This is a genomic window from Pseudomonas frederiksbergensis, assembly GCF_003732665.1.
Classification (GTDB): Bacteria; Pseudomonadota; Gammaproteobacteria; order Pseudomonadales; family Pseudomonadaceae; genus Aquipseudomonas; species Aquipseudomonas frederiksbergensis_G.
Window position 1 is genome coordinate 208,865 of record NZ_MOBP01000015.1, and the last position, 13,913, is coordinate 222,777.

At 60.4% G+C, this 13,913-nt stretch carries 12 protein-coding genes; all 12 read right to left on the minus strand.

Annotation, left to right across the window (positions count from 1 at the left end):
• Nucleotides 1-33: 33 nt before the first annotated feature.
• The 12 genes from BK665_RS24755 to BK665_RS24810 all read right to left on the minus strand — a co-directional run bounded on the left by BK665_RS24755 (nt 34) and on the right by BK665_RS24810 (nt 13,906).
• Entirely contained in the window at nt 34-897 is an 864-nt protein-coding gene (locus BK665_RS24755) for a flagellin domain-containing protein (protein WP_123409194.1), read from the minus strand.
• 244 nt (nt 898-1,141) lie between these two features.
• Complete coding sequence (locus BK665_RS24760; RefSeq protein ID WP_123409195.1) at nt 1,142-1,408, minus strand: hypothetical protein; 267 nt, start codon at nt 1,406-1,408, stop codon at nt 1,142-1,144.
• Nucleotides 1,405-2,697: a motility associated factor glycosyltransferase family protein gene (locus BK665_RS24765; RefSeq protein ID WP_123409196.1), complete on the minus strand. Its 1,293-nt coding sequence runs from the start codon at nt 2,695-2,697 to the stop codon at nt 1,405-1,407. Before BK665_RS24765 ends, BK665_RS24760 begins: the two co-directional genes overlap by 4 nt.
• A 79-nt stretch (nt 2,698-2,776) precedes the next feature.
• A complete protein-coding gene (locus BK665_RS24770) occupies nt 2,777-3,703 on the minus strand; it encodes a ketoacyl-ACP synthase III (protein ID WP_123409197.1) in 927 nt (308 codons plus the stop codon).
• A gap of 229 nt (nt 3,704-3,932) precedes the next feature.
• Nucleotides 3,933-4,985, minus strand: coding sequence for a pseudaminic acid synthase (gene pseI, locus BK665_RS24775; RefSeq protein WP_123409198.1), 1,053 nt, complete (start codon nt 4,983-4,985; stop codon nt 3,933-3,935).
• Complete coding sequence (gene pseG / locus BK665_RS24780) at nt 4,978-6,483, minus strand: UDP-2,4-diacetamido-2,4,6-trideoxy-beta-L-altropyranose hydrolase (protein ID WP_123409199.1); 1,506 nt, start codon at nt 6,481-6,483, stop codon at nt 4,978-4,980. Before pseG ends, pseI begins: the two co-directional genes overlap by 8 nt.
• A complete protein-coding gene (pseF, locus tag BK665_RS24785; protein ID WP_123409200.1) occupies nt 6,480-7,181 on the minus strand; it encodes a pseudaminic acid cytidylyltransferase in 702 nt (233 codons plus the stop codon). The genes pseG and pseF overlap by 4 nt, the downstream gene beginning before the upstream one ends.
• Complete coding sequence (locus BK665_RS24790) at nt 7,178-7,798, minus strand: pseudaminic acid biosynthesis-associated methylase (RefSeq protein ID WP_123409201.1); 621 nt, start codon at nt 7,796-7,798, stop codon at nt 7,178-7,180. The genes pseF and BK665_RS24790 overlap by 4 nt, the downstream gene beginning before the upstream one ends.
• A 210-nt stretch (nt 7,799-8,008) precedes the next feature.
• Complete coding sequence (gene pseC, locus BK665_RS24795; RefSeq protein ID WP_123409202.1) at nt 8,009-9,166, minus strand: UDP-4-amino-4,6-dideoxy-N-acetyl-beta-L-altrosamine transaminase; 1,158 nt, start codon at nt 9,164-9,166, stop codon at nt 8,009-8,011.
• Nucleotides 9,163-10,164 (minus strand): UDP-N-acetylglucosamine 4,6-dehydratase (inverting), encoded by a 1,002-nt coding sequence (gene pseB, locus BK665_RS24800; RefSeq protein WP_123409203.1) that lies wholly within the window; start codon nt 10,162-10,164, stop codon nt 9,163-9,165. Before pseB ends, pseC begins: the two co-directional genes overlap by 4 nt.
• Nucleotides 10,165-10,195: 31 nt before the next feature.
• Complete coding sequence (locus BK665_RS24805) at nt 10,196-13,114, minus strand: glycosyltransferase family 2 protein (protein WP_123409204.1); 2,919 nt, start codon at nt 13,112-13,114, stop codon at nt 10,196-10,198.
• A gap of 54 nt (nt 13,115-13,168) precedes the next feature.
• On the minus strand, nt 13,169-13,906 hold the full coding sequence (locus BK665_RS24810) for a cephalosporin hydroxylase family protein (RefSeq protein ID WP_123409205.1): 738 nt from the start codon (nt 13,904-13,906) through the stop codon (nt 13,169-13,171).
• Nucleotides 13,907-13,913: the final 7 nt, after the last annotated feature.

Below are 13,913 nucleotides of genomic sequence, written 5' to 3' on the forward strand. Positions count from 1 at the left end.
AAGCGCACTCCCCCGCCAAAACTCAATCCGAAATTACTGAAGCAGTTTCAGTACAGCGGATGGCAGCTGGTTAGCCTGGGCCAGAACAGCGGTGGAAGCTTGTTGCAGAGTTTGCTGTTTGGTCAGGTTAGCGGTTTCTGCGGCGAAGTCGGTATCTTGTACGCGACCTTGAGCAGCAGTAACGTTTTCAGTGATGTTTTGCAGGTTGGAGATGGTGCTGGTCAGACGGTTTTGCGAAGCACCCAGGTTTGCACGGGTTGCACCGATGGCAGCGATTGCAGCGTCGATCGCGGTGATCGCGTTGTCGATGTTGGTTGCAGCGGAGCCAGCACCCGAAACAGCGGTAGTACCAGTCAGAGCAACAGTACCGCTACCAACCGACAGGCTGACGGCGTCGAACTTGGAGCTCAGGGTCAGGTCGATGTGGTTGGCAGTACCAGTGTTGGAACCAACCTGCAGGGTCATGGTGCCAGCCGAACCGTCCAGCAGTTGCTTGCCGTTCAGGTTGGTCGAAGCCGCGATACGAGTCAGTTCGTCAGACATCTGAGCGAATTCAGCGTTGGTTGCGGTCTGGTCAGCAGTGCCGTTGGTGCCGTTACGTGCTTGTACAGCCAGTTCACGCATACGTTGCAGAATGTTGGTCGATTCTTGCAGAGCGCCTTCAGCGGTCTGAGCCATCGAGATACCGTCGTTGGCGTTTTTTACCGCTACGTTCTGGCCACGGATCTGGGAGGACATACGGTTGGAGATCTGCAGGCCGGCAGCGTCGTCTTTAGCGCTGTTGATTTTCAGGCCGGAAGACAGACGAGACATCGAAGTCGACAGAGCGTCGGAAGCGCGGTTCAGGTTTTTCTGAACGTTCAACGACGTGGTGTTGGTGTTTACTGTTAAAGCCATGACGAAATCCTCGTTGGTTGGGTACTGCGGCTTCCGGCCCTGGCAACCGCCGGGTATGGCCTAGAGAACCTTCGTAATAGTTATCGTCGGGAATGCAGGTTGCTTGAGGGCTTTTTTAAAAAATATTGCCATCACACTGCCACCCCCTAGAAAACAAAGGCTTAGCGGCCTCCCTCCACCCGAAAAATGACGCCATAAAACCGTCCGATACCCAAACATCCCAACCAGAGCCGTTGGTCGACTTTCAAAGCTGGACGCTTTCCAGCAAATCGACCAGTTCGTATTCCATGAAGTCGGCCAGTCCTAACCAATCCTGGCGCTCCTGGCACGCGAGCATTTGTGTGAGTACCTGCGTCCATTCCAGCTGAATGTCCCGGGGTGCCGTCGACAACAAGCGCTGTGCCTCATCGAAGACATCGACCATGCTCAGCGCCGCTTCGACATCCCGGCCCAGACGAAACAACCCTGCACACTGCCGACAGTCGTCGACACATTGCGATAGCGCACTCACTGCACGAACTCCCGGTTGAACTGCGTGCCGGCGATCAGCGCGCCGGCACGACTGCTGTTATAGAAGCGCACCTCGGGGTGTCCGGCGATGTAGCGCTCCAGCTCACACAGGTAACTACGGAAATTCAGCTGCGTCCTGACCCGCTCGCCATGCCCGTCGCGCACCCAGTGCCGGGCCAGATTCACCCCTGGCCCCAGATCGCCATCGCCCCAGCCGGCATGGGTCTTGTTCATCGGGAAGGCAAAGTCGGCGCCAAACAACGTAATGCGCTCGGCGCCCATCTTCACGGCCAGGTCCACGGCCGGATGAATCACGCTGCCGCCCACGTACAGTTGCGCCCTGGCATGTTGTTGACGCAGCGTGGCGTAGATCGGGCTGGCCGAGTAGCCGCCATAACGTTTGCCCTTCCAGGCCTTCAATACCTGCGGATCGCTCATGGGCAGGTACACCAGCGGGATGCCATCGGACTCCTCAAAGGGCAAATGCCGGAAGGTGATGCGCTGATCAATGGTCACCACCAGGTCGGGCTTGATCCCGTGCTCTCGCAGCGGTCTATACGCGGTGTCGACGCAAATGAACAGCGGTCGCTGTGCCTGTTCGCGTATCGCCGCCAATTGCTGGAAATGGCTCTCCAGGCTGGGCCCGGTGCCGATCACATAGATCTCCCGGCCCGCGCACGTACCGAACAGTTGCGCAACATCATCGTCGGCAAGCAACACTTCAAGGCTGTCCTTCAAACGCTGGAGAATGAACGGGGACTGCGGATCGAAATCACGGTTGTTGAAGCTCAGGTGCACTTCACTGACCAGCCGATCGCGAATTTTCGCGTTGAAGTCGTCCGCCAGTACCATCTCGGAGGGCAGCGCAAAGAACGGCGTGTAGATATCCGCTTGATCACCGGCGTACAGCAACTCCACGCGGGGGTCGTCGAGCCATTGCCGCTGGTCGAGCAGTTGCAGGACCAAGGCGAACAGAGCGCCGTTGAGAATGTGCACATACAGCCGCTCAAGGTTGTCGCGCTCAAGCAGCACGGCGGGCAAATCCCCCAGGCCGGTGCCATAGACATGTAACCGCGCCTTGTCCGTCGGCAGGCTGGCCGCCTGCACCCGAGCTTCATGCACACGGTCATGCCGACTGGTGAGTTGAATACCGCCGATACTCAGCGTCGACCCCTGCCCTTCGGCCAACTCGGCCGGGATCGCCGTGGTGTCTTCGAGCATCAACCGCGCAAACAGGTTCGGCCAGCGCCGTTCGATCACCCGGGCATTATCGTCAAAGCATTCGCTCATGCGGCCTCGCTTTTCCTACAAGCAAAAAAATAGCGTTCAAGGGTTAACCTTGAACGCTATTTTTATATCAGGTTGTGGCTCACGGACGGTAGATGATCGCCGAACCCCACGACAGCCCCACACCAAAACCGCTCAGCGCCACGCGCTTCCAGCTCGAGTCCAGGACGTGTTTTTCCAGCAGCAACGGAATGCTCGACGACACGGTATTACCGGTCTCGACCATGTCCTTGATGAATTTCTCCGGCTCGCCTTCGAAACGCCGGGCCACCGCATCGACAATCGCCGCGCTGCCCTGGTGAATGCAGAAGGCGTCGATATCGTCAGCCTTGAGGCCGGATTCATCGAGCAACTCATGCAAATGCGCCGGAACCTTGAGCAGCGCGAAGTTGAAGACCTGACGACCGTTCATATAGAACACGCCGTCGGTGACCTTCAAATGCGGTGCGCCGGAACCGTCGGTGCCGAACTTGGCCTTGCCCAGTTGCCACGGTGCGCCTTCGCCCATCCATGTCGCCGTGGCGGCATCGCCGAACAGCATGGTGGTGTTGCGGTCTTCCGGGTCGACAATCTTGGAGTACGGATCGGCGGTGATCAGCAGGCCGTTTTTCAGGCCAGTGGCTTCCATGAAGCCCTTGATCGCGTAGATGCCGTAGACATAACCCGAGCAGCCCAGGGAAATATCAAACGCCGCCACATTGGTCGACAGGCCCAGTTTGTCCTGGACGATGGCGGCGGTGTGCGGCAGGCCTTCTTCGTCACCGTTCTGGGTGACGACGATCAGCACGTCGACGGCTTCGCGTTTCAAATCGGGGTTGTTGGCGAACAGCGCGTTGGCTGCTTCGACACACAGGTCCGAGGTTTCTTGCTCAGCGTCTTTGCGCGGCAGGAAGGCCGAACCGATCTTGCCCAGGATGAATTCTTCATCCTTCTCGAATTTTGCACCTTGTGCGTAATTGTCCACGCCGGCTACAGGAACGTAGCTCGCAATGCTTTTTATGCCAATCATTACGGCTTCCCAATAATAAACAGCCCAATACCACCGCTCGCAAGGATTCGAGGGGCGCCGACATACAGAGATTTTCAGCCGCCCATCAAGGGCCGCAGCGGGAAGCGTTAAGGGCTATCACTGGACCCGTTCAAGGGCCAGGCGCCATCTCCCCGGTCAATACAATACAGTGAAGATGCGCGTTATGACTCACAGGTCACGCTATTTTGCCGAATCAACCCGACAAGGGTTATTCGACCAAGGACCAGTCCAGCGCGGTTCCGCGCTTGATCGCCTGGCGAGCGCGGCGGCCCAGAAGGCTTTCAGCGTGTTTGGGCGCCAGCCCCAGGCCCGGGCGAATGGCTCGCAGATTGGCGGTGGTGAAGGGTTCACCGGCGGCCATGTCCTGGGTGACGTACAGCGAGCGCCGGTACACCAGCGACTTGCGCTCGGCCTCGGTCACGCCGTAATGCACCTGGCCCATGGCTTGCCAGGCACGCTCGGTTTCGATCACCAGGCTGGCCAGTTCCGCCGGTTCCAGGGAGAAACTGGCGTCCACCCCGCCGGCGGCACGGTCGAGGGTGAAGTGCTTTTCCACCACCGTCGCCCCGAGCGCCACCGCCGCGACAGAAACGCCGACGCCCATGGAGTGATCCGACAAACCGACTTCACAACCAAACAACTCGCGCAGATGTGGAATCGTTCGCACATTGCTGTTGGCCGGGGTCGCCGGGTAGGTGCTGGTGCACTTGAGCAGCACCAGGTCCTTGCAACCGGCCTCGCGGGCGGCCCGCACGGTTTCGTCGAGCTCGGCGATGCTGGCCATGCCGGTGGAGATGATCAGCGGTTTGCCGGTGGCGGCGACCCGACGAATCAGCGGCAGGTCAGTGTTTTCGAAACTGGCGATCTTGTAGGCCGGCACGTCGAGGCTTTCGAGGAAGTCCACGGCGGTGTCATCAAACGGCGTCGAAAAGGCGAGCATGCCCAGCTCTTTGGCCCGGGCGAAAATCGGTGCGTGCCATTCCCAGGGCGTATGGGCTTTCTCGTACAACGCGTACAACGACGTGCCGGTCCACAGACTGTTCGGGTCCTTGATGAAGAACTCGCCTTCGTCGATATCCAGGGTCATGGTTTCGGCGGTATAGGTTTGCAGCTTCAACGCGTGGGCGCCGGCCTTGGCGGCGGCCTCGACGATTTGCAGCGCCACGTCCAGGGACTGGTTATGGTTGCCGCTCATCTCGGCAATGATGAACGGCGGCGCATCGGCACCGATCAAGCGGTCGCCAATCTTGAAGCTAGACATTGCGGTGATCCTTTAAAGCGCGGGTGAACGCGCAAGCACTCTGGGTGAAACCGGCTTCGCGAAACAGACTCAGCGACGGCTGGTTGGCGGGCAATACTTGCGCGGTGATGCTTTGCAACTGTGGCCAACGGGCGCGGACGAATGTTTCGCCACGCTCCAGCAGCGCCCTGCCCCAACCCAGCCCGAAGTGGCCTTCGAACAAATAAATCGAGACTTCGGCGCTCAACCCGTGCAGGTCGTAGCGCAGCGCTCCGACCGGACCATCCCCTGCCTCGGCGATCAACAGCAAGCGCTGCTCGTTGTCCAGACTCGCCGCCAGCCAGGCCTGATGCGACGGCCAATCGATAACACGACTGTCCAGCGACCCACGTCGCACGACCTCGGCATTGCGCCCGTCGAACAACAAGGGCGCATCGTCGAGCGTCGCCTCGCGCACGGGCAACACCGCCCCGACCAGCGCCGCCGCCACCCGCTGTGCACCACGGCCATCGACCAACCGACGGGAACGCTCGGCCAGACTCTGGCGCAAGCCCTGATTAGCGGCGACAAAACCGATGGCCTGGCGCAGTTGCTCGACACTGACCTGCTCACGCGCCCCGAGATACACATGGGCACCGGAAGTGGCCATGACCTCGCCGTTGGCCTGTTGATTGTTCGACACGGCAATGCAAATCGTCGGCAGCCCCATCGCCGCCCGCTCCCAACTGGTGCCGCCACCGGCGCCGACAAACAGGTCGGCCTCGGTCATCAAGCGATAAAAGTCGCTGACAAAACTGTGCAAACGCCAATTCGGCCGATGGGCCGCCAGGGCTTGCATCGCCTCCCAGGCCGGGTTGTCGGCACCGGCAACGAAGTCGACTTCCAGCTCATGAAAATCCGCCAGTGCCTGCATCGCATGGTGGGTCTGCATCGCCGCATCGAAGCCGCCGAAGTTCACAAGCACGCGTCTGGCCTGGGGCTTGATGGCAATGGCCGGGCAGCGGAATTCATCGCGCAGCATGGCGAAACGCGGCCCGAACAAGGTCCGGCAATCGGCCCCGATCAGTCCGACATAGGCTTGGGCCGTGCCCGACAGATTCTGGTTGAGCAGCAGATCGACGCAGTAGGTGCGTGTCGCCAGATCATCCACTGCCGCGATCCGAGGCGCCCAGCGCCGGGCTGCGCTCTGCCAGTGATGATCGAGGCCGTAGTGGTCGACGATGACCCAGTCGAAGGACGCCTGGTTTTTCAGCAACACATCCAGCGCGGCAATGTCCGCCTGCCACGGCAGCATCGATTCGATGGCCTGTTGCGGGTCTTCGTCGGGATAGCGGTCAGGTAGCGCGAAGGTTTCAAAGCCTTCGGCGGCGAGACTGGCAAGCCGATGGCCCGGCAACTCGCGACAGGCAAACGCGACATGTACGCCCTGCTTGCGCAAGGTCCGGGCCAGGGGTAGCAAACGGGCGATGTGGCCGCTGCCGATGGTCGGCGAGGCGTCGGAACGAATCAGCATCCTCATTGCAATTCACCACCGGCCTTCAACGCGGCGTAGAGGTATTCGGCGCGTTTCCAGTCTTCGAGTGTATCGATGTCCTGCACCAGGTAGCGCGGCAGGATCACCGGCAGGCTTTGCGGTGAATACAGCACCTCGCCGCGCAACCAGGCATCGCTGCGGCCCCAGTAGAACTGCCCGGCGTCCTGATAGGCCGGCGGCAGGTCCTGGGAGCGTGTCTCGCGAAACTGTGGGTACAACGCGGTCAACGCGCCTTGATCATCCAGGGTCAGGGCACGCTGCACCGGAAAGCCGAAATCGCAGACCGAGAACGCGAAGGATTTGTCCGGATGCTGTTCCAACAGGTTCAACCCCTGTTGCAGAAACCGGGTTTGCAGCAGCGGCGCCGTGGCATAGAGACAACAGGCGAAATCAACGTCCTGATCCGACATCGCTTGCAGCGCATGAACAATCACCGCCGCCGTGCCGGTGAAATCATCGGCCAATGCCACCGGCCGCATGAACGGCACTTGCGCACCGCAAGCCCGGGCAAGGTCAGCGATTTCTTCGTCATCGGTGCTGACCACCACTTGTGCGAACAACCCCGAATCGAGGGCGGTTTTAATCGAACGGGCAATCATCGGCACGCCGTCGAACGGCTTGAGGTTCTTGCGCGGTATGCGTTTGCTGCCACCGCGGGCCGGGATGATTGCGACGTTGTTCAAGGGCGTTTTTCCAGGAGAAACCAGGTGATGTCATCCACCGGGAATTGCGGATCGCGGTGGTAACCGAAACCGTAATCCACCAGTTGCAGGTCAGCATACCGATCGAGCATCTCACCGGCAAAATCACGCTTGAACAACTTGCCGCTGTTGCCGCGATACGAGACCTCGACCGGCGCTGGGTTGTAGTACTCGGCAATCAGGATGTAACGCTGGCTCAATTCATACAGCTGCGCATAGGCCGCCGAGAGCAACTCCGGCGCCAAGTGGATCAGCACGCCTTTGCTCAAAGTCAGGTCAAAGCGGCGCTCCCGGGGAAAATCGAACAGCGAGCCGTGCCAGATCTGCGCGATCCCCAGTGCCTGGGCTTGGGCATGGGCGCTGGCATTGATCTCCACACCGAACAGCTCGCACTGTGGCAATAACTGATGCAACGCCTGCAAATTATTGCCGGCATTAGTGCCCAGCTCCACCAGGCTTTCAATCCGCCCGGCACGGGTCAACGCCTTGGCAAACAACGCCAGGTTGGCGGCCACCAACGGTTGGCCGACATTGCGATCGACGTATTGATTGCCGAAGTCGCCTTGCCAGAATTTTTCCTGCTCACTCAATTCACGCATTGCACACTCTCATTTAAAACGCTGCACCCTGTGGGAGCGGGCTTGTGTGGCGAGGGGGCTTGCCCCCGTTGGGTCGCGAAGCGGCCCCAAAACCTGCAAACGCGATATATGAGATTCACCGCGTGTAATGATTTTACGACTGCTTCGCAGCCGAACGGGGGCAAGCCCCCTCGCCACACAAGCCCGCTCCCACATTGGGGTCTGCGGCGTTTATTCAGTCAGTCGTCGCAATTGCTCGACCACATAATCCTGCTGTTCATCACTGAGCAACGGAAACAGCGGCAGGCTGATGGCTTCGGCGTAGTAACGCTCGGCCTGCGGGAAGTCCCCTTCGGCAAAACCCAAGTCACGGTAGTACGGCTGCAAATGCACCGGAATGTAGTGCAAGTTCACCCCGACACCGGCCGCTCGCAACCCTTCGAACACCTGGCGATGGCTAAGGCTGATGCGATCCAGCTGCAAGCGCACCACGTACAGATGCCACGCCGACTCGGCCTCGGGCTGAGGGCTGGGCAAGGTCAGTGGCAAATACGCCAGCAAGCGGTCATACCGCGCCGCCAGTTCACGCCGACGCGCGATGAACTCATCCAGTTTGCCCAGTTGCGACAACCCGAGGGCCGCTTGCAGGTCGGTGATGCGGTAGTTGAAGCCCAGCTCCACTTGCTCGTAGTACCAGGGGCCGTGGCTGGGTTGGGTCATCTGTGCGGGGTCACGGGTCATGCCGTGGCTGCGCAGGCGTTGCAGGCGCTCGGCCAGGTCCCGGCGATTGGTCAGCACCATGCCACCTTCGGCGCTGGTAATGATCTTCACCGGATGAAAACTGAATACCGTCATCGCCGCGAATTCACCGCAGCCCACCGGTCGCCCGGCATAGGAGGCGCCGACCGCGTGAGAGGCGTCCTCAATGATCGTGAAGCCATAACGCTCGGCCAGCTCGGCGAGCACGCGCATATCGCAGCTCTGCCCGGAGAACGCCACCGCCACCAGCACCTTGGGCAGCGTGCCGTTGTCCTGCGCCGCTTCGAGTTTGGCCTTCAGGGCATAGGCATCGAGGTTCCAGGTCAGCGGGTCGATATCGACGAGATCCACCTCGGCGCAGCAGTACAGACCGCAATTGGCCGAGGCCAAAAAGGTATTCGGTGTGGTCCACAAGCGATCACCTGGCCCCAGGCCGGCGGCCAGGCAAGCAATGTGCAACGCCGCCGTGGCGTTACACACCGCCACCGCGAAATCCGCCTGGCAACGCTCGGCCATGGCCTGTTCGAAACGCTCGATGGTCGGCCCCTGGGTCAGCCAGTCGGATTGCAACACGGCGACGACCGCGTCAATGTCCGCCTGATCAAGACTCTGCCGACCGTAGGGAATCATGCCGGCAACTCCGCGTGCAGATCGGCGATCTGGCCGACCGACAGGTAATGCGGATTGGTGTCGGAGCGGTACTCGAAATCTTCGCTGACCGGCTTGCCCTGCTCGCCCAATTTGTCCACGGCAAAATCCACGTCGACGCTGGTGAAACGGATCGATGGCTGGATGGTGTAGTGATCGGCGAATTCCAGGGTCATGCGCGCATCATCCAGCGGCACCATCAGCTCATGGAGTTTTTCCCCCGGACGAATGCCCACGTGTTTGTGCGGCAAGTGTTCGGCCATGCCTCGCGCCAGATCGACAATGCGAATCGACGGAATCTTCGGCACGAACACTTCACCGCCGTGCATCCGGGCAAAGCTGTCGAGCACGAATTGCACGCCGTGATCGAGGGTGATCCAGAAGCGCGTCATACGCTCGTCGGTGATCGGCAGTTCGGTAGCACCCTCGTTGATCAGCTTGCTGAAGAAAGGCACCACCGAGCCGCGCGAGCCGGCCACGTTGCCGTAGCGCACCACGGCAAAGCGGGTCTGCTGTTCGCCGGCGATGTTGTTGGCGGCCACGAACAGTTTGTCCGACAGCAGCTTGGTCGCGCCGTACAGGTTGATCGGGCTGGCCGCCTTGTCGGTGGACAGCGCGACCACTTGCTTGACGCCATTGTCGATGGCGGCGGCGATGATGTTTTCCGCGCCGTTGACGTTGGTGCGAATGCATTCGGTCGGGTTGTACTCGGCGGCCGGCACTTGCTTAAGGGCCGCGGCATGCACCACGTAATCGATGCCGCGCATGGCCTGGCGCAAACGCTCGGCGTCGCGCACATCCCCAAGGAAATAGCGCATGCACGGGGCGTTGAACGTCTGCTGCATCTCGTACTGCTTGAGCTCGTCACGGGAGAACACCACCACGCGCTTGGGCTGGTATTGCTCCAGCAAGCGGCGGATGAAGTTGCGCCCGAACGAACCGGTGCCGCCGGAGATGAATATCGATTTACCGTTGAACATGCCTAGAGTTCCTTGTGCCTGTCAGCCAGGTTTATGCGAGTAGTTGCGCCCAGTTGATCGGCGCGCTTTCACCCAGGGCAAAACCCTTGCCGGTCAGTGCCAGGTTGGCGTTGTAAGCCTGGTCCTGGTCGAACGCTGCAGTCCATTTTTCACGCAGGGCGGCGAGAACCTGCGGCCCCTGTGGCACAACGCCCGAATGCACAACCTGGACCAGCGGCGTCCACACGGTGAGGTAACCGGCCTGACCGGCCTTGAGGCACAGATCGACATCGCTCAAGCCTTCGGCAAATGTCGCGTCGTCCAGACCGCCCAAAGCGTCGAACAGTTCTTTGCGCACCATCAGGCAGGCCTGGGACACCGCCGAATAGTTCTGCTCCAGCACCAATCGCTGCATATAGCTGCTGCTGGCGTCATAGCGCTCGCCGACAAACGCCGAGCCGACGCCGCCATTCATGCCCAGGATCAAACCGGCCTGGGTCACCTTGCCGTCGCGATCCACCAGTTTGGCACCGACGACGCCCACTTCAGGACGCTGGGCATGGTTGAGCAGCGACTCGATCCAGTTCGGGTTGACCACTTCACCGTCGACCGCCAGCAGCACCAGATATTCACCTTTCGCTTCCTGACTTGCCGCGTTGTACAGCGCGACGTCGCTCAATGGACGATCAGCGCACAGCACGCGCACCTTGGCATGCTGGTATGCGCCAAGCCAATCGTTGACCTCGGCCGACTGGTTCGGGTTGACCGCGATCAGCACTTCGTAGCGGGTGTAGCGGGTGCGCAGCAGCACACCTTGCAGGCATTGTTGCAGCAGCGCCAGGTCGTCCCCGGCCGGGATGATCACCGACACCAGTGGGCGTTCGGTATGGCGGTAGTCGATCTGGTAAGTGCCCGGCGTGGCCGAGGTGATTTTGGCCTTGTAGCCACGGTTGCCCAGGTGACGCAGCAGTGCCAGGCGCTCGTGGGCATTTTCTTCCAGCACCGGCGCCTGGGCGATCAGCAGTGGCTCGTCGAGGTGAGCCAAACCGTTCAGTCCACCCTCCTCGATGATGCGCAGCAACAGGTCAAATTCCAGGGCCTTGCTGAAATCGGCCTGGTAGCCACCGACTTCGATCAATACGTCTCGACGGATCAGCCAGTGCCGCGCCATCAGGGCCGGCAGGCTTTGCAGCAGGTCAAGGTTGAAGCCCGGACGGAACACATCCACCAGCGCGCCATTGTCGGTCCGCTGGATTTCATCGGTGGCCACGGCGCGCACGTCGGCGGCGCCCGACAGCTCCAGGCTGGCACGCAACAAGCCGCCAGCGGTGAACTCATCGCCGGCCTCGGCCAGCAGCAGCCAGTCGCACGGTGACTGATGGGCGCTCAGGTTCAGCTTGTCGACGAAGTTGCTCGGGGTGACCCGCACAAAGTGCAGGGTGTTTTGCGCGGTAGTCGCCGCCGGAGCTTCGCCGGTGGTGAAGACCACGACCTTGAAGGCCTTGCTGTGGCCTTCGAGCAAGCTGTCGAGGCTGATCTGCAATTTGTCGACGTTGTTGTCCAGGTCCAGCAGGAAGATGCCGAACTGCGGACCACCGTCATTGGCCGCTAGGTGCCGGGCAATCGACTCGACCTGTTCGGCGTCTGGCTGACGGGGAGCCAGCCACTTGAGCAGGCGACCCGAACGCATCTTGTCGAACGTCGGGCGGTGATCGTCGGCCGACACCACTTCAATGCGCTCGATCCAGTCACGCATTGATTGCGCGTCTTCGTCCTCGCCGAGCAATTCCAGTTGCGCTGCCAGACGCTTGTTCACCGTACGGTTGAACGCGTTGGCGTCGTAGGCCTGCCACAAGCGGTCGACCACGCTTTCCGGCGTGTCGTTATTGCGCGGGGCCAGCAAGTGTTCCTGGCGCGCCCATATCCCCTCCAGCTCTTCGAGTTGCAGACGACCGGCCGGCAGTGTGTGGAGCAGGAATTCGAAGCGGGTCAACTGATCGAAAAAGGCCTGGTTATAGAACGGCATCTCAACGTACTGCTGTGGCCCGAAACGACGCTTGGGCTCTTTCAGGTCATTGTTCCAGATGGAACCGAAAATCAGCTCCGCCGTCAGGGCCCGGCCGGTTTGCAGGCTGTCGATCATCGCATCGAAACTGTCCTGCACGAACGCCTTGCCCTGGGACAGGTCCAGGTCCTTGATGCCGGTGGGCAACGAGACCAGGAAATCGACGAAGGCCTCACGCTCGGCCACCGACTTGCTGTCGGTGTAGGTCAGCGAGTGATACACCTCGGTGTTGTGTTCGGAGTTGCCGTAGTTGATCTCACGCACTACGTAAGCGGTGGGCAGGATCCGCGCCTTGGCGCAGGCCAGCATGTAGTAAACGTGGCCGATTTCCTGCCACTGGAAACTGGTGCCCGGCGGCAACAGCGCGTACCAGGATTTCATCAGCGAGGTGCGGGTCACCGCGTAGAACGGCGGCAGGTACTGACGCATGTATTCGACCACGCGATCCTGCGGGCGCTCGGACGAGTAGTCCTCGCACACCTTCTTGTCGCGCCGGTAGTAGCTCACGCTGCCGGCGAGGGTCAGGTACATCAGGCAATAGCCGTGGCACATGCCGTAATCGCCGTTGGCTTCAAGGAAGTCCACCGACTCGGCCAGCGCCTCATGCACGATGAAGTCATCGTCGGCGGCCAGCACCATGTACGGCGTGGTCACTTGTTCCACGCCATAGGCGATCTTGGCCTGGAAGCCACTGTAGGCAAACTGCGGCACATGGCGGTATTCGACGTCGGGGAGCTCGCCCTGGAAATGCTCGGTGGCGGAATCGAGCACCAGCACCTTGCAAGGCAAGTCGCCGTAATACTTCATTGCCCTGCGCAAAAAAGCCGGACGGTTGTGGGAAATCAACACCACCGTCAGCAGCTCATTCAACGGCAACATGTGCTCAGAAACCGACTTGCCTTGCATAACCTCTCCCACGACCGGCGAAACGCCTGGTTAACGCTTAATGATGTGCCGAAATTAACGAACGCGACGCAGGTAGCCGTCCGGCGCCACGGTGAGCAGCAGCTTGTTTTGCATCTGCTGATCGATCTCGAAATCCTTGTTCTCTTCCAGGTATTTCCACACGGCGGTTTTCGGGTTGTCGCCCGGGCCCCATGGACGGTCCGGGAAGAAATCGGCCGGCATGTCTTCAACCACGGTGTCCATCACCACGCAGTAGCTGTCGATGGAAACCAGTGGTGCGTAGAGACGCAGCTCTTCCAGGACGTGGTCGTGGGTGTGGTTGGAATCGAGCACCAGGATGACTTTCTTGCCCTCGGCCGCCGCGCGGACCTGAGCGGCGATGGCCGGGTCGATGCTCGAACCTTCGATCATCTTGATGCGCTTGCTCATCGGGTGGCTTTCTATGGCTTCGCGGTTGTGCGGGCGGATGTCCAGGTCGATGCCCAAAACTTCGCCGTGACCTTGCAACTCCAACAGGGACGCGTAGTAGATGATCGAGCCACCGTGGGCGATACCGCATTCAATCACCAGGTCCGGTTTGACGTTCCAGATGATTTCTTGCATCGCCATCATGTCTTGCGGCAACTGGATGATCGGACGGCCCATCCACGAGAAATGGTAGCTGTACTTGTGCTTGGCCGATTCGTTGAAGAAATCCCGGGCCAGGCCGGTGAGTTTCTGGTCATCGCCCTGACGTGCGATTTCTGCCTGGCACTCAGCTTCGAAGGCTTTATTGATGGTGTTGTCGGTCATTTTATAA

Coding starts and splice junctions, on each gene's coding strand:
- BK665_RS24755 (WP_123409194.1), bottom strand. CDS start 897: ATGGCTTTAACAGTAAACACCAACACCACGTCGTTGAACGTTCAGAAA.
- BK665_RS24765 (WP_123409196.1), bottom strand. CDS start 2,697: ATGAGCGAATGCTTTGACGATAATGCCCGGGTGATCGAACGGCGCTGG.
- BK665_RS24770 (WP_123409197.1), bottom strand. CDS start 3,703: ATGATTGGCATAAAAAGCATTGCGAGCTACGTTCCTGTAGCCGGCGTG.
- pseI (WP_123409198.1), bottom strand. CDS start 4,985: ATGTCTAGCTTCAAGATTGGCGACCGCTTGATCGGTGCCGATGCGCCG.
- pseG (WP_123409199.1), bottom strand. CDS start 6,483: ATGAGGATGCTGATTCGTTCCGACGCCTCGCCGACCATCGGCAGCGGC.
- BK665_RS24790 (WP_123409201.1), bottom strand. CDS start 7,798: ATGCGTGAATTGAGTGAGCAGGAAAAATTCTGGCAAGGCGACTTCGGC.
- pseC (WP_123409202.1), bottom strand. CDS start 9,166: ATGATTCCCTACGGTCGGCAGAGTCTTGATCAGGCGGACATTGACGCG.
- pseB (WP_123409203.1), bottom strand. CDS start 10,164: ATGTTCAACGGTAAATCGATATTCATCTCCGGCGGCACCGGTTCGTTC.
- BK665_RS24805 (WP_123409204.1), bottom strand. CDS start 13,114: ATGCAAGGCAAGTCGGTTTCTGAGCACATGTTGCCGTTGAATGAGCTG.
- BK665_RS24810 (WP_123409205.1), bottom strand. CDS start 13,906: ATGACCGACAACACCATCAATAAAGCCTTCGAAGCTGAGTGCCAGGCA.